General features: G+C 36.3%; 27 protein-coding genes and 1 pseudogene. 25 read left to right on the top strand and 3 right to left on the bottom strand.

The genetic code is table 11. The features are described 5' to 3' along the window. Positions 1-16 precede the first annotated feature (16 nt). The 13 genes and pseudogenes from HXT40_RS04555 to HXT40_RS04495 all read left to right on the top strand — a co-directional run bounded on the left by HXT40_RS04555 (position 17) and on the right by HXT40_RS04495 (position 11,671). Positions 17-589, top strand: coding sequence for a TetR/AcrR family transcriptional regulator (locus tag HXT40_RS04555; protein WP_116440553.1), 573 nt, complete (start codon positions 17-19; stop codon positions 587-589). Between the two features lie 102 nt (positions 590-691). Then, positions 692-1,739: pseudogene (locus HXT40_RS04550) on the top strand (ABC transporter transmembrane domain-containing protein); the annotation flags it as partial. Between the two features lie 160 nt (positions 1,740-1,899). Further along, positions 1,900-3,720: a DUF262 domain-containing protein gene (locus HXT40_RS04545; RefSeq protein ID WP_116440554.1), complete on the top strand. Its 1,821-nt coding sequence runs from the start codon at positions 1,900-1,902 to the stop codon at positions 3,718-3,720. A gap of 23 nt (positions 3,721-3,743) precedes the next feature. Next, complete coding sequence (locus HXT40_RS04540; protein ID WP_116440555.1) at positions 3,744-5,093, top strand: SEC-C metal-binding domain-containing protein; 1,350 nt, start codon at positions 3,744-3,746, stop codon at positions 5,091-5,093. 64 nt (positions 5,094-5,157) lie between these two features. Beyond that, the gene (locus tag HXT40_RS04535; RefSeq protein WP_116994848.1) at positions 5,158-6,204 is read left to right on the top strand and encodes a virulence RhuM family protein; all 1,047 of its coding nucleotides are present in this window, start codon (positions 5,158-5,160) and stop codon (positions 6,202-6,204) included. A gap of 810 nt (positions 6,205-7,014) precedes the next feature. After that, positions 7,015-7,308 (top strand): DUF2089 family protein, encoded by a 294-nt coding sequence (locus HXT40_RS04530; RefSeq protein WP_004110367.1) that lies wholly within the window; start codon positions 7,015-7,017, stop codon positions 7,306-7,308. Further along, a complete protein-coding gene (locus HXT40_RS04525) occupies positions 7,305-7,478 on the top strand; it encodes a hypothetical protein (RefSeq protein ID WP_004110365.1) in 174 nt (57 codons plus the stop codon). The genes HXT40_RS04530 and HXT40_RS04525 overlap by 4 nt, the downstream gene beginning before the upstream one ends. Before the next feature lie 279 nt (positions 7,479-7,757). Further along, on the top strand, positions 7,758-8,219 hold the full coding sequence (locus tag HXT40_RS04520) for a hypothetical protein (RefSeq protein WP_004110362.1): 462 nt from the start codon (positions 7,758-7,760) through the stop codon (positions 8,217-8,219). Positions 8,220-8,231: 12 nt separating this feature from the next. After that, positions 8,232-8,783 (top strand): hypothetical protein, encoded by a 552-nt coding sequence (locus HXT40_RS04515; RefSeq protein WP_076002703.1) that lies wholly within the window; start codon positions 8,232-8,234, stop codon positions 8,781-8,783. Between the two features lie 187 nt (positions 8,784-8,970). Further along, positions 8,971-9,624, top strand: coding sequence for a response regulator transcription factor (locus HXT40_RS04510; protein WP_004110353.1), 654 nt, complete (start codon positions 8,971-8,973; stop codon positions 9,622-9,624). 34 nt (positions 9,625-9,658) lie between these two features. Then, the gene (locus tag HXT40_RS04505) at positions 9,659-10,831 is read left to right on the top strand and encodes an exodeoxyribonuclease V (RefSeq protein ID WP_421777180.1); all 1,173 of its coding nucleotides are present in this window, start codon (positions 9,659-9,661) and stop codon (positions 10,829-10,831) included. Between the two features lie 302 nt (positions 10,832-11,133). Beyond that, positions 11,134-11,403, top strand: a complete 270-nt coding sequence (locus tag HXT40_RS04500) for a type II toxin-antitoxin system RelB/DinJ family antitoxin (protein ID WP_004110348.1) — start codon at positions 11,134-11,136, stop codon at positions 11,401-11,403. After that, positions 11,396-11,671: a type II toxin-antitoxin system YafQ family toxin gene (locus HXT40_RS04495; protein WP_004110346.1), complete on the top strand. Its 276-nt coding sequence runs from the start codon at positions 11,396-11,398 to the stop codon at positions 11,669-11,671. Before HXT40_RS04500 ends, HXT40_RS04495 begins: the two co-directional genes overlap by 8 nt. Before the next feature lie 120 nt (positions 11,672-11,791). Here the strand turns inward: HXT40_RS04495 and HXT40_RS04490 are convergent, their stop codons facing one another. Further along, the gene (locus HXT40_RS04490; protein WP_421777339.1) at positions 11,792-12,661 is read right to left on the bottom strand and encodes an IS3 family transposase; all 870 of its coding nucleotides are present in this window, start codon (positions 12,659-12,661) and stop codon (positions 11,792-11,794) included. Between the two features lie 633 nt (positions 12,662-13,294). Between HXT40_RS04490 and HXT40_RS04485 the strand changes: the two genes are divergently transcribed. The 3 genes from HXT40_RS04485 (at position 13,295) to HXT40_RS04475 (ending at position 15,434) form a co-directional block, all read left to right on the top strand. Continuing rightward, on the top strand, positions 13,295-13,687 hold the full coding sequence (locus HXT40_RS04485) for a hypothetical protein (protein WP_231130970.1): 393 nt from the start codon (positions 13,295-13,297) through the stop codon (positions 13,685-13,687). A 296-nt stretch (positions 13,688-13,983) separates the two neighbouring features. After that, the gene (locus HXT40_RS04480; RefSeq protein ID WP_033888665.1) at positions 13,984-14,469 is read left to right on the top strand and encodes an NUDIX hydrolase; all 486 of its coding nucleotides are present in this window, start codon (positions 13,984-13,986) and stop codon (positions 14,467-14,469) included. A 377-nt stretch (positions 14,470-14,846) separates the two neighbouring features. After that, positions 14,847-15,434 carry a DUF7010 family protein gene (locus HXT40_RS04475; protein WP_416091214.1) on the top strand — a complete coding sequence of 196 codons (588 nt, stop codon included), beginning with the start codon at positions 14,847-14,849 and terminating at the stop codon, positions 15,432-15,434. Between the two features lie 19 nt (positions 15,435-15,453). On the opposite strand, the gene HXT40_RS04470 is transcribed toward HXT40_RS04475, so the two are convergent. Further along, entirely contained in the window at positions 15,454-15,618 is a 165-nt protein-coding gene (locus tag HXT40_RS04470) for a hypothetical protein (protein WP_410310507.1), read from the bottom strand. Between the two features lie 257 nt (positions 15,619-15,875). Here HXT40_RS04470 and HXT40_RS04465 point away from each other — a divergent pair, with 257 nt between their 5' ends. From HXT40_RS04465 to HXT40_RS04450, 4 genes are all read left to right on the top strand, one after another. Continuing rightward, positions 15,876-16,178 carry a type II toxin-antitoxin system RelB/DinJ family antitoxin gene (locus tag HXT40_RS04465; protein WP_410310506.1) on the top strand — a complete coding sequence of 101 codons (303 nt, stop codon included), beginning with the start codon at positions 15,876-15,878 and terminating at the stop codon, positions 16,176-16,178. Beyond that, positions 16,178-16,501 carry a type II toxin-antitoxin system RelE/ParE family toxin gene (locus HXT40_RS04460; protein ID WP_116438308.1) on the top strand — a complete coding sequence of 108 codons (324 nt, stop codon included), beginning with the start codon at positions 16,178-16,180 and terminating at the stop codon, positions 16,499-16,501. The genes HXT40_RS04465 and HXT40_RS04460 overlap by 1 nt, the downstream gene beginning before the upstream one ends. A 469-nt stretch (positions 16,502-16,970) precedes the next feature. After that, entirely contained in the window at positions 16,971-17,534 is a 564-nt protein-coding gene (locus HXT40_RS04455) for a hypothetical protein (protein ID WP_410310505.1), read from the top strand. Positions 17,535-17,547: 13 nt separating this feature from the next. Next, positions 17,548-17,772, top strand: a complete 225-nt coding sequence (locus HXT40_RS04450; RefSeq protein ID WP_410310504.1) for a hypothetical protein — start codon at positions 17,548-17,550, stop codon at positions 17,770-17,772. A gap of 128 nt (positions 17,773-17,900) precedes the next feature. Here HXT40_RS04450 and HXT40_RS04445 read toward each other — a convergent pair whose 3' ends face one another. After that, positions 17,901-18,206, bottom strand: coding sequence for an IS3 family transposase (locus tag HXT40_RS04445; protein ID WP_421777179.1), 306 nt, complete (start codon positions 18,204-18,206; stop codon positions 17,901-17,903). Positions 18,207-18,346: 140 nt separating this feature from the next. On the opposite strand from HXT40_RS04445, the gene HXT40_RS04440 reads away from it, so the two are divergent. The 5 genes from HXT40_RS04440 (at position 18,347) to HXT40_RS04420 (ending at position 23,223) form a co-directional block, all read left to right on the top strand. Continuing rightward, positions 18,347-18,664 carry an integrase gene (locus HXT40_RS04440; protein ID WP_410311213.1) on the top strand — a complete coding sequence of 106 codons (318 nt, stop codon included), beginning with the start codon at positions 18,347-18,349 and terminating at the stop codon, positions 18,662-18,664. Between the two features lie 599 nt (positions 18,665-19,263). Continuing rightward, the gene (locus tag HXT40_RS04435) at positions 19,264-19,449 is read left to right on the top strand and encodes a helix-turn-helix domain-containing protein (protein ID WP_004110921.1); all 186 of its coding nucleotides are present in this window, start codon (positions 19,264-19,266) and stop codon (positions 19,447-19,449) included. Positions 19,450-19,475: 26 nt separating this feature from the next. Then, complete coding sequence (locus tag HXT40_RS04430) at positions 19,476-20,195, top strand: DNA-methyltransferase (RefSeq protein WP_410310502.1); 720 nt, start codon at positions 19,476-19,478, stop codon at positions 20,193-20,195. Further along, complete coding sequence (locus tag HXT40_RS04425; protein WP_033888671.1) at positions 20,196-21,269, top strand: DNA cytosine methyltransferase; 1,074 nt, start codon at positions 20,196-20,198, stop codon at positions 21,267-21,269. It begins immediately after the preceding gene. Next, positions 21,262-23,223, top strand: a complete 1,962-nt coding sequence (locus tag HXT40_RS04420; RefSeq protein WP_421777178.1) for an AAA family ATPase — start codon at positions 21,262-21,264, stop codon at positions 23,221-23,223. Before HXT40_RS04425 ends, HXT40_RS04420 begins: the two co-directional genes overlap by 8 nt. Position 23,224 lies beyond the last annotated feature (1 nt).

The raw sequence follows: 23,224 nt of genomic DNA, 5'->3' as shown, positions 1-23,224 counted from the left end.
TTGAAAGAGGTGTGATATGGCACAAGTATTGAAAGAAGAAGTTAGAAATAGGATACTTGATGCAGCAGAAAAAGTATTTTATAAAAATGATTATAGAGGTGCTAAATTAACAGAAATTGCAAAAGAAGCAGATATTCCTGTGGCACTCATTTATACCTATTTCAAAAATAAGGAAGTTTTGTTTGATGCAGTAGTAAGTTCTGTTTATATAAACTTTGACTCAGCTTTTAATGAGGAAGAATCTTTGGAAAAGGGTTCTGCTTCTGAAAGGTTTGATGAAGTTGGAGAAAATTATATTCATGAACTTTTAAAAGAGCGTAAGAAGTTAATTATTTTAATGGATAAAAGTTCAGGTACAAAGCATGCAGAAGCAAAACAAAAACTCATATCGCAAATGCAGGTTCATATTGAAGTAAGTTTAAAAAGACAATCTAAACAGAAATATGATCCAATGCTTGCCCATATTTTAGCCAGTAACTTTACAGAGGGGTTTCTTGAGATAGTAAGGCACTATCAAAGTGAAAAGTGGGCGAAAGATATGCTAAAACTTATTGCAAGGTGTTATTACAAGGGAGTGGAATCCTTATAATAAGCACTAAAAATAGACTTTGCGTAATCAGCAAAGTCTTATTTTAAACCTTAATATTGAATTAAAATTCAATATTATTCAGTTTTGGAAGGAGCGTTGTTTATGCCAGAAAAAGAATTAAGGAAAAAGTGATAGGTAAAATGGCTTATCCAATGCACTCCTTGCTTTAAAAATAGTATTTGATTTGATACCACAAATCTTACTTGTATATTTGATTAGTTCTTTAATCACAAACAATACTAACGAAGTTGATTTAAAGTATGTATTTTTTGGAATCTTTATCTCATTTGTGTTAAAAGGCGTGTTTTACTATTTTGCAACAAAGGTTGCTCATGAGAAAGCATACGAAAAATTAACAGAACTTAGGTTAGATATTATTGATCATCTAAAAAAACTAAGTTTAGGATTTTTTAAAGAACATAATACAGGAGAGCTTACCAACATTGTTCAGCATGATGTGGAACAAGTGGAAGTATACCTTGCCCATGGTCTTCCTGAAATAATGTCAGTTACACTTCTACCTACCATTATTTTTGTAGCTATGATTTTTGTGGATTGGCGTCTTGCTCTTGGAATGATTGCCGGAGTTCCACTTATGTATTTGGTAAAAGTTCTTTCGCAGAAAACAATGGATAAAAACTTTGCTATTTATTTTAATCACGAAAAGAAGATGAGAGAAGAGCTAATGGAATATGTAAAAAATATTTCTGTTATTAAGGCCTTTTCGAAAGAAGAGGAGATAAGTGAAAGAGCATTAAAAACGGCAAGAGAGTATGTTTACTAGGTTAAAAAGAGTATGGGGGCAATCACAATTCCAATGGGACTTATTGACATATTTATGGAAATTGGAGTAGTTATTGTCATGATTTTGGGAAGTATATTTCTTTACTATGGAAATATTACAACCCTTAATTTTATACTTGCAATTATTTTATCATCTGCGTTTACAGCATCCATAAGCAAGACAGCTACTCTACAACATTTTTCTATTGTATTTAAGGAGGCATTAAAGGCGATTGACAAAGTTTTAACCGTTCCGCTTCCAAAGAAAAAGACAGAACAAGGTTTAGAATTTGGAAACATAGAAATGGTTCAACAAATAAGCGTTCAATTGAAATTCAAAAATATGGCTTTTCAAGGAAATCTGCTCTGTACATATTACAACACGAAGCAGAATACGTTTTTTATAAATCAGGAACAGGGCTAGAACTCAAGAAATCACTATTATAATGTCTTAACAAGGGTGTTAAAGCAGATGCTGAGTTGGCTTGGTATAATACACCGGAACTGTTTCTGGAGGAGGAAGCTTAATGAAAAAGATAGAAGGTTCACCAAAGAATCTCAAGCAGCTTTTGCAGAATACAAAATATTCAATTCATTATTATCAGCGTGAGTATATGTGGCAGAGAAAGCATATTGAAGAACTGATAGACGATTTAACTTCGGAATTTTTAGAGTATTATCATCCGGGGGACTCTAGACTAGCAGTTGCTGATTATGGAGCGTATTTTATGGGATCCATTGTATTAGCTGGTAGGGAGAATGCTATTATCGATGGTCAGCAAAGATTCTCATCTTTGACATTGCTACTGATGTATCTTAATAACAGATTAAAGAGCATCGGTCAGAGTTATAACATGATTGAGACCATGATTTTCTCTGAGTCCTTTGGCTCGAAGTCTTTTAATATCAATGTAGATGACCGGCAGGATTGTATGAATGCAATTTTCAACGATACTGACTTTGATACTACTGGTGCTGGTGAGTCCGTAAAAAATCTATATGGTCGTTATCAAGATATTCAGGATGTTTTCCCGGCATGCATTACAGATGATATGTTGCTGCATTTTTGTGATTGGGTTGCGGAGAAAGTATTCTTTATTGAGATTGTAGCAACAACAGAACAGGACGCTCATAAGATATTCGTTACAATGAATGATCGTGGTTTGAGTTTGACATCCACCGAAATGTTGAAGGGCTATTTGCTTTCGGAGATAAAATCTGACTCCATACGAGAAAAAATGAATGGCCTTTGGAAAGAAAAAGTTCTTACTTTGAAGAAGTACGATGACAAAGGCGATGAGATCTTTATTAAGGCATGGTTGAGAGCTCACTATGCAGAAACAATTCGTGAAGCAAAAGCTGGTGCAGTAAATAAGGATTTTGATATCATCGGCGGTTTCTTCCACAAATGGGTACGAGATGAACGTGATAAGCTGGGACTTAATGGTTCCGATGACTTTGAGTTGTTCATAAAGAAATTTGCAAAATTCGCAGAGGTTTATGAGCGTATCCGTCAGGCAGAAACAACGTTCGCTGAAGAAACAAAGTATGTATATTACAATGCGCAAGTTAACTTCACATTACAGCCACAGCTATTATTAGCACCTGTATGTTATGAAGATTCATGGCCAGTTATTATTGAGAAGATTAATCTGGTAGCAAGATTTATTGATGTTTTGATTGTATCCAGAGTAACGAAGTGCAGCTCTGTAAATTACAGCACAATTAAAAACTTTGTTTTCAATGTTACTAAGGATATCCGCATGACAGACATACCTACATTGAAACAGAAATTAGAACAGCAGTATATCAATCTCGCATTTGACCCGGCAGCAGCATTAAGTAATTTAGGACTTAACAGCTTTACTAAGAAATACATTAAGAATATCCTTGCACGTATTACAGGATTTATTGAAGAACATACTGGTGTTGCATCAAACTACTGCAATTACATGAACACTCAAACAAAGAATCCATTTGAGATTGAGCACATTATTACAGACCATTATGAATGGTTTACCGCGGAATATTCTGACCGAGACGATTTCAGACGTTGGAGAAATAGCATCGGTGCGTTATTGCTTCTTCATAAGAGCATCAATGCAAGCTTAAATGATGCAAAGTATGATTACAAACTGAAAAAGTACTGTTCCAATGAAGGAAATATCTATACTGAATCACTTGGTGATCTGGCATATCAGAATAATCCCCAATTTAAGAAGTTCGTTTTAGATAATAATCTTGGCTTCAAATCGTATGCTTCATTTGGTAAGAATGAAATTGCTGAAAGAATAGCAGTACTCATTGACTTGGTAAAACTCGTTTGGAACGATGATATGTTTATGTAATCCAGCGAAAGGAGGCAGGTTTTATGGTTTTTAATACTTTTATAAAATGTCAGGTTTGCGGATGTATTACTAGAGTTCGTTTACAAGTTGGCTGTCAAGAAGAACATCCGATAGAAGTAGCATGCGGTAAATGTGGAACCTCTTTGTCTGGTAGCGTGAAGATAGGGCAAGATCGTCCGGGGTTAAGTTTTTCTTTTGATAATGCTGATGAAGTTCAGGGCGAAAATGCGGATTACATTATTGAGTGTTCTGGTGAATTTCCTACCTTAAAACAAGTAGAAGCAGCTGATTTAGAGAGACTAGTGATTACACCGTTTATTCGATATATGAATTGTATGAAAACGAATGATTCTTATGAGGAATTTGGACAAGATGTGTCTAAGTTGAACGTAACTGCCAAAAAGTGGAAGAACTATAAAAGAATTCTCAATTTAGCAAAAAACAATAGCGAATACTTAACTCAAGAGATTCAAAAGGAGTTTTCTGGTCATTTTTTTCAATGTAGAGATGAATTCGAAACATTGAGAGCTGTCCATATGATTGAGGTATATGGATTTTATTCATCATTAAGAAAAGATATCTATAATGACCTTTCGTTTAGCACTGGAATATTGAAAATGGATTCAGCGCAAATGAAAGACCTGATTGAGTTCCTTAATTCTCATGATGGATTCCACCTTGAAGAATTACAGGAACTGATCTACAAGGTCTACGATGAGTTTATGGTCGTATATCAAAGACTTATACCTGCATTGGCTATACAATACTGTAAAGATAATTCTTTTGATTTTGAATACGAAGGTTCCACAACGAGCAGTTTTGATAGTGTAAAACAGTTTTATCTGGATGTTTATGAGGCATTAGGTAATTTGATGATTATTCCTGTTGCTCTTAACAATATTAAGTATAGGTCTGATATCAATGCTATGAATCCGATTGAGAAAAATGTAAAGTTTTTAGAGGATTATATTAAACTCACAAAAGCATCAAGATATCATTTTTGCTTGGATTCTGAGGACTATACAGGCTTTTTGAAAATCCTCGTGAATGCGAAATTGAGAAATGCTATCGGTCATAATGATGTTGAATACAATTCAGTAGACCAGCTGATAACTTATATTCCTAATCCGAAAGATAGAACAAAAAAGAAAACAGAATATTTGCTTGAATTTGAAAATGAGGCAATGTGTATGTTTCAAGCTATATTGGGAGTCTCTGAATATTTATATCGTCTTAGGGAACTTGAACTTATGCATGACGGAAAAATTCCTATTATGGTTCAGGAAAGAGCAAATTGGCCGAAGAAGATAGGCCGCAATGAATTGTGTCCATGTGGAAGTGGGAAGAAGTATAAGCGTTGTCATGGGCGATGAGAGCATACAGAAATTCATTCATTGTTTATTATAGAGTGATTTATCGAAGAAGGAGGTCTCTTATTTGAAAAAGAAAAAAGATGAAATAACCATTCGTTCCAGTGCGGCAGAATATCTGACCTATGTTGCCTCTGTCGGCGATCAGCAGGACAGTATTGAGATGCGCTATGAGGACGAAAACATATGGCTGACACAGAAGATGATGGCCACGCTGTATGGCGTGGATGTTCGTACAATTAATGAGCATATTAAGAAGATTTATTCCGACTTAGAGCTTGAGGAAGATACAACTATCCGGAATTTCCGGATAGTTCAAACCGAAGGTTCACGTCAGATTACTCGTGATATGAAACATTATAATCTTCAAATGATTATTGCTGTTGGATTCAAGGTGAATAATGAACGAGCAGTGCAGTTTCGTAAATGGGCCAATGGCATCGTAAAGGACTATACCATCAAAGGATGGGTTATGGATGATGAGCGTTTAAAAAACGGTGGTTCCGTGCTCACAACAGAATATTTTGATCGTTTGCTTGAGCAGATTCGTGAAATCCGTTTATCTGAGCGTAGATTCTATCAGAAGATAACGGACATCTATGCTACAGCTCTTGACTATGACCGCACAGCAAAAACGACAAAGCAGTTTTTTGCCAAGGTGCAGAACAAGATGCATTATGCAGTTCACGGACATACGGCAGCAGAGTTAATTTATGAGCGAGCAGATGCAGGCAAGCCGCATATGGGATTAACTACATGGGCAGCAGTACCAGAAGGCAAGATCGTAAAAAGTGATGTGACTGTTGCAAAAAATTATCTTTCTGATCGGGAAATGCGTTCATTAGAGCGTATTGTTTCAGCGTATTTAGATCTGGCAGAGGATCGTGCTGAACGTCACATTCCGATGACAATGGAGGACTGGGCAAAGCGTCTGGATCTATTCCTGATGGCTGATGACAGAGAGGTCCTTCAGGATGCAGGAAAGATTACGGCAGAGATTGCCAAGGCTAAAGCCGAGACTGAATTTGAAAAGTATCGTGTTATTCAGGACAGATTGTTCATGTCTGACTTTGATAAATACATGTTGGAACTGGAAGAAAATGCAAAGAAATAGTCAAAATGTTTCTCTCGTTCAATGCAGGATTTTCAGGTATGATAAGGTCGAGTGCACGGAAACCTGGCTATCAGTTAGGACGAAAAATATCTGTTGACCTGTTTTTGTAGGAAGAACGGACAAGATTGAGGCGATGGCGGTTCCTCGCGAGATTTGACTTTTATGTTGGAATCACTATAAATAGTAGAAACAAATAAAAAAGTTGAACTTTTTCCTTGGATGGGCGAGGTTCAGACCGTGATATGGATAGCGGAATGTATCAAGAATTTTCTGCTATAGAATTTGTGGATATGTTTCCACTAACAAACGGAGATATGTTGCCACATTTCGTATTAGTCTGAATAGGTTCCTGATGACTGACATCAATCCGGACCTATCGTGCCACGTCGAGAGTGTCGTATTGATGTCAAAGGCTTAATAGGTGGGTGCATTTTTGCCCTTATGTAGCAGGGTTTAGCGAGGGCTATCGTTAAAAGGTTTAATGCGAAGTGGCTTCAAGCTGGGTTCTCGCGGTTTTTGAGTGTGATTTTGCTGTATGAGGGAAGATGTCGACGCTCTAGGGTTGAGTGCACAGGATGTTAACGTACTTCGCTCGCGTTGAAAGCACACTGTGCTTTCAACTTTGAGCAAGCTCAGCGAATCGAAGGCGTAAAACAAAAATAAGGATTGGAGTTATAGGTTAAAATTGTCCTAAGCCCCCTTTACGTCATATCTCTCATGCTCATTCTTGACAAACCCATACAACAACTTTAATATTTTTAATAAAAGTTTAATTTAATTAAAGTTTTGTAGGTTGAAGAAAGGGGTGATATGGATCATATTCCAAAATGGATGGCTAATCTCACAGATGAAGATATGTCGTTTATAAAGAACTTTGTATTATCGTCTGGATCGTTAAAAGAAATGTCGCAAATGTATCAAGTCTCTTACCCAACGATGAGAATCAGACTTAACAGGCTCATTGAAAAACTGCGCATAAGCGACAATGAACCAGAAGATCCGTTCGTTCTTTTGGTAAAGAGTCTTGCTATTGACGATAAATACGATGTTGACACAGCTCGAACACTCATAAACGAATATAGAAAAAGGAAGGATGAATCATGAGCTATGCATTATTTGGTCCGATAATTGACATTCTTATCGCACTTGCTATATGTGCTTTAGTGTTCTTTATTGCAAGAAGTCTTATTCGATATGCGCATTCTCTTAAGAAAGACGATAAGTCATCTAAGCAGTCTGCAGAAGATAAAAGAATCGCATTACAGGACTTATAAAACACAAAAATAACAAGTTATCGTGGCAGAAATTGCAAAATTAGCAAAAACTGCCACGATAGCTCCATAAATATGTCTTTATTTAAGAATGGTTCCAAAATGTAAATATTTTTAAATGTTGGTTGTTAGGAACATACAAACTACTAATAGTAAAAGTTTTTTTAAAAAGTTTTCTAAAAGCACTATCGTTAAAAATAGGTACACCTATTTGTGTAGATAAAATCTGCACGTTAGTATGTTGGTAATTTACGAAACGAGAATCACGAGGAGGTGCTTATTATGACTAATCCTTTGCGCGGTATACGAGAAGAAGATATCGTCAAGTATTTTAAAGATCACAATCTTTCAGTTGATAAGACGTATGTATTTACAATGAAATACGACCCTTGGTGGAAAGATTTAATCAAACTATTTTTGTTACCTAAATTATTCTATGTAGCGCAAGGCGTTGATGCGCGTATTGTCGCTGCCACTAATAATGAGTTTATTGTGGTTAATCCGAATGCCATTTTAGGCTCGGGTAATCTAGCTAAATTAGACGATAAGCATCTTCGTCGCATTCCGTGGAATCAACTCACTAATTTTGAAGTTATAAATAAGCCAACAACTCAAATAATTCGCTTTACTGTCAATAGTAAAACCGAAGAATGGAGTGTACCAACGGAAAGTGCTAGCGTATGGCACTTTAATGTGTACAATCTTGATAATTTGAGAAAAACAATACAATCGCACATTAAGTAAGGAGATACGGTTATGTTAAAGGTAAAAAAGATTGTAACATCACTGATTGTGACTGTTTTGTCTTTCGGATTCTTGTCAACAACAATTCCAGCTGCGGAAGCGACTGAAAATAAGTCTACAGCTATTGTACAACAGGATGTTAAGAAAATTGAACAAGAAGTTCGTTTTATTTTTGAAGAAGCTAGCAGTTATAAGAATGGCGTGGTTTCTGTTAAAGATGAGCTCCTTAAGATGAAATATGGAAAAGTAATGGCCGCATACATTGCTGAAGGTATTCGACAAGTATATACAAATGATAACCTGTTGGACGCAATCCGCGCGAATAGCCAAGATAAGGATTTTTGGTCTTGCATGGGCGGCGAACTTATAGGTTTAATTCCTGGGATGGATATTGCTCAACTGCTTTCCAGTGGTGATTTTAAAGCTTATATTGAAGGGCATGCTTGGGATAAGCTTGCTAAATTCCTTGCAAAACAAATCGCTAAATTTGGATTGAAGGTGAATGTTGCAGGTATCGTAGCATCAATCGCAATTGGCGCTGGGAAATGTCTCATTTTTGGATGAAATAGTAATAAATTGTTCACTTTTGTCATAGATTTATGATGCATGTATTGCAATTTTGTATTGCAAAATATGAAAATAATGCTTTGGCTTTATCGCACAATTACTTTGCGACAGAGCCGAAGCATTTTAATCATCATTCTAAACATCTATTGACAAGCAAATTCCAAAACAAGATATCATATATTGTATGAACACTACTTATGCAATTGTTGATAATGACACGTTTGTATTGCGATATATGCAACTTCTTTTAAAAAGTCGTTTGCCTGAAAACTTTGTTTGTGCATGGATGTGTTCTTCTGCAAAACAAGCTATTCATCGTTGCGTTACAGAAAATACTCCTGACGTACTTTTAGTAGATATGTCAATGAGAGAAATGAGTGGTGTTGATGTAATTAAAGCAATTCGCGAGCGCAATAGCAATATTGTTTTAATTGGCATTACTTCCTACATGCTGGATGAATACGTATTGCAAGTTGCTAAGTCGGGTGGTCAAGCGCTAGTGCATAAAGACAATTTAGCAGACGTAGTTGCAGCTATCCAATCGCGCGCAACGAGCTACGGGTGTCCAGAATTGCCACAATATATTGACTATTTTCACACTCCGCAAGAATCATTTAATATGATTTCTCAACTTCCGAAGACTTCAGTTTTGTCTCCTCAAGAATCGGAAATTATGCGCTTGTGTAAACAGGGGTATTCGTCAAAAGAGATTGCAGATCAGCTTAATGTGAAAGTTTCAACAGTCAACACGCATTTACGGCGTATTTATGGAAAACTTCAAGTTAAAAGTCGCATGCAGGCGCTTGCTGTGCTCGCAAAATATTCACATGACATATAACGTGTAAGAAATTAACGTGTAAAAGTAGGTAGTTATGAAATTATTAACGCGTATGATCAATTTTTTGCCGCATGATGCCTGGCAGAAAATTGGAATTGGTGTAATCATAAGTTGTACTTTGATTCTTGAGATTTGTTCCTATAATAATCTTCATTACTACTCTAATTGGCATGCAATTACAGTTGAAATAGTATGGATTGTAATCTGCTTATGCATTGCAATATGGCCACGTAAAGCATCTTTTATTGTACTTATTTGGATGCCGTTGGTAATTATTGCGCCAAATATCAACTACTCATCTATGATGCTTACCATATTGATTTGTTTGGCAATTGCTGTAATTGCTCAACCTTGGTACACCGTGCTTTCTTCTTGCGGAGTATCTTCATGGTTCTTTATTATCTGCGATTTTCAAAACGCCTATGTGTTAGCGTGGTGGCTTCTTATCACTCTTATTTCTAGTGCAATCGTAAAATACTATATTTCTACTATTCACCAACAGCAGGAACAGTTATTTGCGCAGCGTTACAACGTTTTTCAAAAATATGCCACTATTGCAGCAATTCGCATGCATGATGAAGTAACTAATGAGCTTTCCAGCATTATGATGATGGCTCAACAATCTATTGAACCTCAAACAACTCATGAGCAAGAGCATGAAAATTCGCGAGAGATTCTTCAACGTGCTACTACAACTGTTCATAGAGCACGTAATATCATTTCTCTTCTTGACAATGCTACAACTGCAAGCACTGGCGATGTTATGCAATCGACTACATGTTATAAAGATTTTTGTACAGGCTTACGCGTTTTATTTGACTGTGAACAAAAGTCATTTGAAAAGCTTGGCTATATTGGTTCCATTGACTTGAGTAGTGATTTAGCTACTGAAGATTCTCAATCAATCCATTTGCCTTTTGAAGAATGTGCTCAAATTGAGTATATTTGCCGAGAACTGCTTGCGAACGTAAAAAAGCATGCTGCAAAGCCTAAAGAATACGCCATGAATGTAATGCTTAATGACCATGAATGTCATATTACGTGTATAAATAGTGCGCAACGAGGTATTCTTGCTAACTTGCAATTAGGATATGGACTGCGTTTTCATAAGATGCTTGCGGAATGCGTTGGTGGAACTTTTAAAGTTATTGAAGATGACGATTCGTGGATTATTAATGTACATGTTCCGCTTCATGCAGAGAAATAGCCATTGCGCAAGATGCTTATTGTGCTTTCTTGCGCTTCAATCGAGTATTTGGACGAACCTTTGTGCAGCAGATGCAAGTAGGTGGTTAATTTGCAATGCAGAATGCTGCTTCGTTGCTATGTTATACCAGTTATCGTGGCAGTTTTTGCTAATTTTGCAATTTTTGCCACGATAACGCGCGATTTAGTAATAATTGTGTGCACAATGGTGCTACTTTGGTATTACGTTGGGTGCTGTAGGTCTGTTATAATAAAGCAAAGCATGAATAACAAATTCATGATTTTGAGCTTAAAGGAAACGACATGACTTCTACAAAAACAGCTAGAACAGGCAGATTAAGTGTAAGAGTTAATCCAGAAATACGGGATAGCGCATCGCAAGTTCTTGAACATTATGGTCTTGATATGAGTTCAGCAGTCAACCTATTTTTATATCAGATTGTAAATACGCAACGTTTCCCATTTTCACTTGAAAGTTCTCCATACGAGCATGCTATTGATGAAGCTATGAAAGAAAAACCAATAGCTGCAGGTACTGTAGACGATTTTGCTGAGCTGATGCGCAATGCCTAAACCGCCATTTTATAGTCTAATCTATCTGCGAGATGTTAAGAAATATAAGCAGAAGCATTACGATATTGAGCAAGTAATCAATATTGTAAGACTTATTTGCAATGGTGCAGATTCTCGCGAACTTGCAACTTATAGAGATCATATTCTTAAAGGCTCATATAAAGGCGTGCATGAATTGCATGTGTCTGCAGATGTTCTACTGTTGTATCAAGTTAAAGAAGATTGCATTATATTTCTACGCTTAGGATCTCACGACGACTTATTCTAGATAGCAAAATCTACCACGATAACTTGCTTAAAAATATAGTTATACAAAAGGAATCACATTTTCAAGCGTACTTGATGAAATTATAAACTTATTGAACGTTCTTAACTCTAAGCAAAATGACTAAATTTTGTATCCGTTGGCGACAAAGCGACAATTTTGGCGACATAAAAATGTCGCTTGGGGCTTAGTACAATTTTTAGACATTTTGTGCAACCATAGCACGATGTTCCATAATTGTCTTTTAATCCCCATTTTAATTCTGTGATTGTTGTAAAAATCAATATAAGTATGAATAGCTTGACGTAATTCTTCTGTACTATCCCAGTTAAGTGGATAATACATTTCTGTTTTCATTTGTCCAAAAAAGCCTTCACAGGCAGCATTATCTCCACTATTTCCTTTTCTTGACATGGAGCGTGTAATACCAAGACCTTCTAATCTCTCAATCCACCTGCCACCTCTATAGTGACCTCCTCTATCTGTATGAATAGCTAAGCTTTTACATTCTGTAATCTTAAGGGTAGTTAAAGCCCCTTCTAACATTTCATCTACAAGACACTGATCTGGGTGGTTTGAAAGAGCGTAAGAGACCACTTTACCATCAAAACAGTCAATCATAGGGCTTAAATAGAGTTTTGACTCTTTTACTGAAAACTCAGTAATGTCTGTAAGACAAATCTTATTAGGTGAATCTGCATGAAAATTATTGTTAACAATGTTACTGCATGCAGGAGTAATTTCTCCTATATAGCTTGAATAGCGTCTTTTACGCCTGGCATATCTAACCTCAATTAACTCTTCTTTCATGAGCCGTCTTACTACTTTTTCAGATACTTTAATACCTTTAGTTCTCAACATTAACCATATTCTAGGAGAGTCATAAGTAAAGAAGTTTTCTTCTGCAATCTCGTGTATGCAACCTCGTATATGTGCGTATTTGTCAGGTTTTTGAAGAGCCTTTTTAGCATAGTAATAACTTGAACGTTTTATCTGAAGTGTTTTAATCAGAAGCTCTAACGGTAATACTAAAAGTAGTTAGGCCTATAACACTTTTTGCGGAGTGAGGATTTCTGATATTAATACGGTTGGGATTATATTAGATTTGTTGGGATTGTATTAAATACAGTTGGGACTTTATTAGCTACGGTTGGGACTCTATTAGAGCGTGGCTAATGCTCGTTTTGTTTTCTAAAACGAGTGTTGTTTAACGAGAAGGGGGGTGAAAACATTGTTAACGCTTAAACCTCAAAGCACGTAGCTTTCAAGGCAAGTGTGGTTTTTACATGTCAAACTGTTATAAAAACGAGATTATTACACTCTTTTTTACACTCATGATACGGGTTTTAAGAAAGAGCGGGTAAATGTTATAAGAATTTTTGGAACAATTAACAAGATTGTGGTTAATGATTAATCAATAAGACACTACTAATAAACAGTTAAAGCCTGATTAGCTATAGGGCGATGAGATACGTCAATAGGATCCTCATGGTTTTTTCATGACTCCTATGAAGTACCTCTATTCTACTATGGCTGTTTTTCAGGTATTAGAGTCGGTACTTCATAAAGTATCGGCTCTTTTTTGTATGTGTCTTCACCCTACCGCTGCAGGCGGGAAGGGTGAGCATGAGGACTCGTAAAACTAATAGCAACGATCGAGCAACATATAAGTATACAAGTTGTGTTCGTAATGAAGATGGTAGTTATAGTGAAGAAACTATCGAGATTAAACCAGGCGAAAATGGTGTAACCGTTGCGGATATTAAGATGCTTCACTCAATGGATGACAGTGAGGTTTACTACAACAATAAGAACCTGCGTCCAACTAGAACTGCTGAAGAAAAAGCTGAGATTAAGGCGTGGAAAGAAGAATATATCCAGCATTTTAATCTTAAGCATGGTTATGAGCCGAATAAAGATGATGTGGAGTATGCTACTGAAGAGCATTTTCCACGTAACTATAATCTTTCACTTGACTTTGATGCACGTCGAGAGTGTCGTATTGATGTCAAAAGCTGATTAGGTGGGTGCAAGTTTGCCCTTGTGTAGCAGGGCTTAGCGAGGGCTATCGTTAAAAGGTTTAATGCGAAGCGGCTTTAAGCTGGGTTCTCGCGGTTTTTGAGTGCGATTTTGCTGTATGAGGGAAGATATCAACGCTCTAGGGTTGTGAGTGCAATAAGTTCAATGACTGTTTTACTTGTGCACAATGTGATATATAAATGTATCAATCACTTGGATTTTCAATTCAGATTGGGAACTTGTTTGCATTTGAACCATAAATCACAGTCATTAGATAAAAAATAAAGGAGTAAACTATGGAACATAATTGCGGATTTATTAACGATAAAAAAGCATTTAGATATAGAGCAGCAGCCATCATAGTCGAAAAAGGTTGTGTGCTATTTGCAAGAAATGATGAGGACGACTATTTTTACTCAGTTGGCGGAGCGGTTCACATGGGCGAGACATCAGAAGAAGCCGTTAAGAGAGAAGTATTTGAAGAGACAGGTCTTAATTATGAAGTAGATCACCTTGCTGTCATACACGAGAACTTATTCATCGGCAGCTCTGGCTTAAAAGGAGTAGACTTCCATGAGCTGACATTCTACTACATGATGAAGCCCATGGGCAAAAGAGATTTTACGAGCCAAAGCACTACAGAGTCAGATGCTAAAGAGACAATGCATTGGTTACCTATAGATGAGCTTGATAAGTTCAAGGCTTACCCGACATTTATGAAAGAATATCTTAAATCGGAGCATAGTGGAATAGAGCATATAATTTCAGATGAAAGATATTAATGAATTCCGCTATTATGGCAAGAGATCGTTACATAAACATTATTTCTGTTTATGTTCGGACAGAACAATCAGACGAAAACATTAGCCAGGATACCATTAGAGCAGTTCGAAGATGTACTCTCTTACATAAATTATGAAAACATAGATCATGATACAATTGCGCTTATCGGAGTCTCGAAAGGCGCAGAATACGTGTTGATGTCGGAGCAATGGTCATTGAATTCGGTGGAGAGGAAGAAGAAAATCAGAAGGCTAAAGCGGAGTCTCAAACCTTGATACTTGAAACACTTATGTTTTGGATTGATTACCGTAGTGCTTTTACACTGCCACGACGTGGAATATCAGATTGTATAAATTAGCATTTGAAGGAGAAATCAATGAGCTTAGATGAATTGAGGAATGATATCATCATAAAGCAGAAAAAAGGATTGCCATTTATCATGGCATCGGTGATTATATGGCTTCTGATAGTACTTGTGTCAATTTTAAATATCAATATGGATATGAAAAATTTATTGGTATTTTGCTGTTCATGCCCATTATTACCGCTGGCTTGGCTCATTGGTAAACTTATAAAGGTTGATATCTTTTCAAAACAAAATCCACTTGGGCAATTAGGCTTCATTTTCACCTTAAATCAAATGATTTATTTATTAATCGTTATGTGGGTGTTTAGTGCGGTTCCGGGAAAGATGATTATGGTATACGCTATGGTCTTTGGCGCACATTTACTGCCGTATTCATGGTTGTATCAATCAAAGGGATATACAGTTGCTGCAATTTCCATTCCGATGATTTCCTTGATTTTAGGATGTGCATTAAACGGCACAACGGTTGCTGTTGCGGCATGTATTATTGAGATAGTATTTGTTTGTGTATTACATATGGAATTAAAGAAAATGGGAGATAACTACAACAAATCCCAGTTTGTAGAGCTTGGCAAGGATCAAGTTTCTATGAAATAGAAATGGAAATCTAAAAGCGTTATGTGTAAATAATTAAGGCGGTAGTAATACCGTCTTTTTTGATGCCTAAAAAGGTTTCAGAATTCAAGGTTAAATTTTCAGAGTTCAAAGAAATAGCTTCATAGTTTAATGTTAAGTTTTCGTTGTATCCAACACGTGATGAAACTAGACCACTCAATTTCATGTGGAGATATTATAAAATCCAGACTATTGAATTTTCTTTAGTCTATTCTTATGTTCAAAAATCAACCTATAGAATAGATGGAGTTATCGCCGGCATCATAGCACTTGACCGTGCTATAAAAAGCGGTAATACAAAGGCAATGCGAAGGTAACACGAACACGAAAAACATGTATGGCAGCTGAGGGATCTTATTCATATAAATTGTGTTGCAATATGCGATACAGTATTTTATGATGTGTGTATGGAGGTTGATTGATATGGCAGTTACTAAAACAGCGAATGTGAATGTGAGAATACAAGAAAATATTAAACAGCAGGCGGAGCAGATTCTGGAAACGATTGGAGTTCCTAGGGCTACTGCTATTGACATGTTTTATCGTCAAATCATTCTTAATAAGGGTATTCCGTTTACGCTTACTATTCCGAAGTCGCTTTCGGCACGAGATGATATGGATGAGAAAACGTTTAACGCGTTGATGGCTAAAGGTTATGATCAGGCGGTTCGTGGTGATAGTTATCCTATAGATGATGTTTTTGAAGATCTTGAACGAGGTCTTTAATGGATGAGTATAAGATAAAAGTTACTCGTCAGGCGAAAGAGCATCTTGCACTTATTCGAGAATATATTGCCACTGAGTTACAAGCACCGATAGTGGCTAAAAGAATGCTCGAGCTGTTGAAGTCGGAAATGATGTCTTTGCAGACGATGCCTTATTGTGTGAAGTTAATTAGTGAGCAGCCGTGGTGTGAACTTGGTTTTAGAAGAATACGCGTAAAAAATTATTACGTTTATTTTTGTGTTGATGATAGTAGAAAAGAAGTTCAAATACTCGCGGTTATCTACGTGAGAAGAGACCAGACTAAACAACTGGAAGAATTGTAATGTAACGCGCTATTAAGCCAATCTTAAACCTTTTAACGATAGCTTTTCCTATCGTTAAAAAGTGCACCCAATATCCATAGTGTGCACTCAAAAAAGTGTAGCCGTATAGTAGTTCTTTCAATCCATCGTGTTTTCTTTGCGCCGGTTTTACCATTCTTAACCATCTTGTTGCTACATACACTACCAATGGGATTATTGCAAGAGTTCATCATTTAATTACAACAGTAGATTAGGTTAGTTTCATTAGAGTATTCTAATTGTAGTCTATTTGCATAATTTAGTATTTTTTTTTGGGGGGGGGGGATAACCCTATTTCTAGTTGTTACAAGTAAAACTTATAACACCTTATACATTTTATATGTTATCAAAAATAACAACAACAATTGTATGGCAAAAAATCATGTAATAAGATGAGTACTAAACCTAATGATAGGTCTTTTATATATTGTAATTACAAAGGAGAATTTCTATGAAATGTCATATTTTTAAGTCTATTGCTGTAGTTGTTGTAGCATTATCAACCTGTATTTCTCTGGTATCAACTGCTCAAGCTAGTGAGATAGTGGATAACGAACCAAGTGTTGTAGAAAGTAATGTCAGTGATGTGAATATAGATAATTATGCTAAGCGTCTTGAAATTATTTTTTCAAGGTATCTCAAGTTTAATGAAATTAATAAAAAATGGACTATAACACAAGCTGGGGAGTTTTCTCATGTTCCGAAAGAAGTGCTTGAGAATTTAATTCATAAGCTCAATGCAAATGCATCTGTTGATAAGATTTCGTCTAATGATAATCATGCAGTGCGTTCGAAGGATTATGCTAAATGTATAATTAATGCTACTGGGCTAGGCACCCTTGCTGGAGTATTTCATGGTGCTTTCACAAAGTTACTTGAAAAGCAGCTTTGGAAGCAAGCTGCTATGTATATTTTAAAGGTAGCTGGTTCAGCCGCATTTAGAGGTGGAGCTGTGGGCCTAGCTGCATGTTTAGCAGCTTCTGCTATTTGGTGTGCGACTCCGTGGAGTGAGTGAGGAGGATATTCTCATGTACAAAGTTCTTATGTTCGTGCTGAAGTTGGTTATGTTTACAGCTGTGAATTTTATGTTCCTTTACTTGTCGATGGTGGTATTCGGCCATGATTTTGGTGCGATGTTCAAAACGTATGGGAATGCGCTCGGTCCGCTTATGTTTGTGCTTGCTTTGATGACAACGATGTCGTTGCCTAATGAAGGAACTATTTTTGAGGGTAAGCGGCAAAAGTGTGTCTAAAAACCCGAGTTTTCGTTGAAATACCAAGGAAAACTTGCTGTAGTTAAGCTAAAAAAGCTTAACATTTAGTATTACTTGACATTGAAAACAAAAGGGGCTTAGGACAATTTTTTAGACATTTTGTGCAATCATAGCACGATGTTCCCTAATTGTCTTTTAAGCCCCATTTTAATTTTGTGATTGTTGTAAAAATCAATATAAGTATGAATAGTTTGACGTAATTCTTCTGTACTATCCCAGTTATGTTGCAAGAAGGTTTTCTCTTGCCAGAAGAAGACTATCTCTTTGATATTAAAAACCATAAATAGATTCAAAAATGCACGTTTAGACCATTTGAGACAATCTGTTTCATTATAACTATTCTCTTTAACTACTCTAATCTTGCGCTCTAAAAGTCCAATACGTTGCTTAAAAGGAGAGCTGCCTTCGTACATAACGTCTTTATTTTACACAAATTGCTCTTAAAAGAGAATCTTTCGTTTTTTGTAAAAGATGAAACAGAAAGCGAGGTGATGGAAATGCAAAAGAATGTTAAGCAGACCTTGAAGCTTGTAGTTTCCAAGGCTAGCAGGTGATGCGCTTTTACAAAAAACCATCACGACAGGTTTCATTAACCTTGCTCAAAGCTAAAAAAGACTACACGAAAATAGCTGATGAGATTGATGAGCTTAAGGTTAAGAAACAGCAGATTCTTATAGAAAAAGCAGGTCAAGAAGATGCTAAAAGACGAATCAGAGAAATGGAAGATTTTCTGAAAAGTGAGCGTCACGATATTAGTGAGTATGACGAGAAGCTGGTAAGAAAGTACATCAAGAAAATAAAAGTTTACGAGGACAGGTTCAGCGTAACTTTTAAATCAGAGATTAGTGTGAATATTGAAAGGGCATCGTAAAAGTCAAAAGAATGTGAGCGTTTGAAATGTTACAAAAGTCAGCCTAGGGGAGTTCCTCTAGGCTATTTTTTATGTTCAAAAACCAAGTTATTAAGCCAGTCTTAAACCTTTTAACGATAGCTTTTCCTATCGTTAAAAAGTGCACCCAGTATCCATAGTGTGCACTCAAAAAGTGTAGCTATACTACCCGTTCTCTCAATCCACGTGGAGACTGTTGTTTTGATGTCAAGAGCTGATTAACTGAGCAAATTTTGTCTTTGTGTAGCAGGGGTTTACAGGGTCTATTGTTAAAAGGTTTAGCGTGCGGTGGATTTAAGCTGGGTTCTCGCGGTTTTTGGGTGTGTTTTGGCTGTATGAGGGAACATGTCGACGCTCTAGGGTCGAGTGCACAGGATGGTAACGGTAAAAAGTACACACGACTTGCTCACAGGCTACAGCGTCAAAGATAGGCAATTTCTTATAATGTAAAATATCTAGTAATATATACAAATATAATGAAATATATCCAAATACAACCAAATACATTGACCTTTTATAAAAAGCAGATATAATGGTAATTAGGTCTGTAGTGATGAAAATTTAGAGGCGGTATAACACAGATGAAAAATGAAGAAAGCTATATCAGCATTGATGAAGCGGCAGAATACTTGGGGATAAAAACTGTCACTCTGAGAACCTGGATAAGAAAAAAACCAGATATGCCAGTATATAAAATAGGAAAACTTTGGAAATTTAAACGCTCGGAATTAGATAAATGGATTGCCAGTGGAGAAAGTGCAGAGTAGCTGTTAAGTTAGGAGGGTGATTCATATTGTCTAAAATAGAACTTTACAACGATGACTGTATTGTTGCTATGGATAATCTTAGGGCAAAATCAATAGATTTAATTGTTACAGATCCGCCATATAATCTTGGTAGTTTTATGAAAACTAGAGATACTAATCTAAAAAAGATGAGAGACAATTTTTTTGCTGCCGCAGGTTGGGATGACATGGGTTTTGAGGAATGGAAGAAATCCATGGAGTCTTTTTTTGAACTATCTTCTAGAGTCATGAAAAAGGGTGGCTCTATGATTGTGTTTATGGCTATTATAAAAGTTGAAACGATTATAAAGTTAGCTGAGAAATACGGATTTTACTATAAGACAACAGGGATTTGGCATAAAACTAACCCTATGCCCAGAAATATGAATTTACATTTTGTAAATTCTACAGAAGCATGGGTGTATTTCACTTATAAAACAAAGACTGGAACATTTAACAATGGTGGAGCTATGTTTCATGATTTTATAGAAACATCCGTCACTCCGAATAGCGAAAGAAAATATGGAAAACATCCAACGCAAAAGCCAGAAAGTTTGATGCAGCACTTTGTAGAAATACTTTCCAACCCTGGTGATAATATTCTAGATCCATTTATGGGCTCTGGAACAACGGGAGTTGTTTCAAAACGAGCTGGTCGCAATTTTATAGGTATAGAATTAAACTCAGAATACTACAACATTGCTAAATCTAGGATAGAGGGCAAATAAATGCAACCAACGGTAATAGATTTATTTTCAGGCGTAGGAGGATTATCGTTAGGCTTTGAAGAAGAAGGATTTAGTGTTCTTTTAGCTAATGAGTATGATGAATCCATTGCAAACGCTTATATGAAAAATCATAAAACAACAAAAATGGTCGTTGGTGATATTACCTCTCTTGATTTGGATGCTGTTTTTGGAACATATAAAAATAAGATTGACGTCATTATAGGAGGGCCACCTTGCCAAGGCTTTTCGCAAAAAGGTCAGCGGAAAACAATCTACGATAAAAGAAATTTTTTATTTGAATATTATGTAAAGGTAGTTGAGCTTGTAAAACCTAAGTATTTTGTAATGGAGAATGTCCCAAACCTGCTTACTGCTGAAAAAGGTTATTTTTTTAATGAAATTGAGACGCTATTTAATGCTATGGGGTACTTTTTGCAGCATGGAGTACTTAATGCCGCGGATTTTGGAGTACCACAAAATAGAAAAAGAGCAGTTATTATTGGCAAAATGAATGGGGTTGCTCCGTCTTTACCATCTTCGCTGAATGAGAAAGTAACTATATGGGACGCAATTAGCGACTTGGCATTTTTAGAATCAGGAGAAGGCGATGAGGTGCAAGAATACAGATATGCGCCTCAAAGCGAGTATGAAAAAAAATTACGTGGACATGCTAACCTTTTGTATAATCATAAGGCAACAAAACACTCTCCACTTTCATTAAAAAGATTGAGAATGATTCCTCCTAATGCCGGTAAAGAAGTTTTACCAAAAGAGCATCTGACTAAATCCATATATAGTGGTACGTGGACCAGAATGAAAAAAGATGATATATCCGTCACGATAACAACAAGATTTGATACACCTTCTTCAGGCAAATTTACTCATCCTTTTTTAAATCGGGCATTAACAGTAAGAGAAGCGGCCAGGATACAGTCATTCCCAGATGAATTCATATTCATTGGTAGTAAGAGTTCTCAAATGAGACAAGTTGGTAATGCTGTTCCGCCACTATTGGCATCAGCAATCGCTAGAGTAATTAAAAATGATATTATGGAGGGAAACACTGATGAATAGACCAGATAATATGTCCGTTTATAATGCATTGGATTTAAAGCTTGGTATTAAATCTTCGCTCCCACATGTTAAGAGTGCTGTCGCGCTAATACTTTTGTTTTGGGAGTGCTCTATTAAGTCTGCTGAGCTTCAGTATTCCGTGCAAAGTGGAGACAAAATAGTAATTAATCCAAATTTGAAAACTGCTATTAAAAATAAACTAGCACAAATTTGTAAACAAGATGGTATTAACATTGATACAGTAATAGATGCTATAAATAATAATTCACTATTTAAGTCTCAAATGGAATCGCTAATAGTAGCCTTTGAGCTAATTTGGAAGTTAGCAAAAATCAGCTTTATTGATGAAGATAAAACTGCTAGTGCAGAAAGGACAGGTGGAATAAGGTATCCCAAAAAATTAATCTATACGGTCAATGCTGACATTATCGATACTCTAATTGACAATGATTGGGATGCTTATGTACGTATTTTGATTTTGTGGATTGGTGTTGATATTAATTATGATAAGCAGATAGAGACTCGATTGAGTCGCTTGTTAACTGCAATATCTGAAGGCGCAATCTTTAAATTAGTTGATGGTACTAATGATGTTATTTTTAATCAAAACGACGTGTATAAGAAACTAATGCAAACTAAAAATAATGTAGACTTAAATGGAGATGAAGAAGCTAAAGGTTCTTTAAGAATACTTAAATCTCTGCTTTCGGATGGACTAAACCCATACCTTGAGGGCCATAATGGAGATGTTCAGATATTAAAAGGTCAGTTTAATAATCTAGAGGAATATCAAAAAAGGGTAGAAACCTTTCTGCAGCTATCAGCCACAAAAATAATAGGCTTCGAGGATGCAAATATAGATAAAGAGACCGATAGACAAGATTCGCTTGAAAATAATCGCGTTGCAAGTGGGCGTAATATTCTTCTATATGGTGTTCCGGGTTCTGGTAAGAGTTGGACTATTGAGCATGAATATTGCAAACCTGGAAGTGTTGTAGAAAGACTTGTATTTCATCCTGACTACACTTATTCAGATTTCATTGGACAGATTCTTCCAGCAGTTTCAGATGATGGACAAGTAAGTTATAAGTTTACTCCTGGACCTTTTACGAATATCCTTCGTGAATCATATAACAATCCGAGCAAGGAGTACATCCTTATTATTGAAGAGATTAATCGTGGTAACGCTCCTGCTATCTTCGGAGAAGTGTTCCAGTTGCTTGACCGTAAAGTAGAAATTCGTGATATTGATGACAACGGATATCCCATCGGTACAAGTGAGTACGGTATTACAAATATGAATATTGCTGAGGAGATGTACGGCAAGGATAGAAAAACAGAAAAGGTTCGTATTCCTTCAAACCTTTCCATCGTAGGTACGATGAACACATCAGATCAAAATGTTTTCACGTTAGATACAGCTTTTCAGCGCAGATGGGATATGCGTCTTATCGAGAACAATTTTGCCAGTGTCGACAGTTCGCTTGCTGATGCAGAAATCCTTGACACTGGAATAACATGGAAAAATTTCTGCGTTGAAATCAATAAGATTGTTGTTGGGAATAGTACAAGGATGACTTCTGCGGAGGATAAGAGACTTGGAGCATACTTTGTTCATGTTTATGATCTTAAATACGATGATACTATGGGAGATCTGAAAGAATATGACACTCTTCGTGTTAAAGAAACCAGTGGCTCTCTTACCGATGATGAGAAGTCCAGAATTGCAGTGATTCGTGATGCAATGCGACAAAATAGGAAGTTCCCTGAAAAGGTAATAAAGTATCTTTGGGATGATGCATTTAAATTCAACCGTGAAATTATTTTTGAGGTTAATGAATATCAAAGTCTTGAACAAGTAATACATGCTTTTATGTATGCCAGTGGTACTGAGCGCTTTAAGGTGTTTAAAGATAATGTCAGGGATGCATTTGCTAATGTAGAAGAAGATTAAG

Origin of the sequence: Gardnerella sp. DNF01180P, assembly GCF_049244205.1 — a bacterium.
Lineage (GTDB): Bacteria > Actinomycetota > Actinomycetes > Actinomycetales > Bifidobacteriaceae > Bifidobacterium > Bifidobacterium swidsinskii.
This window is presented reverse-complemented; position numbering and strand designations above follow the sequence as displayed.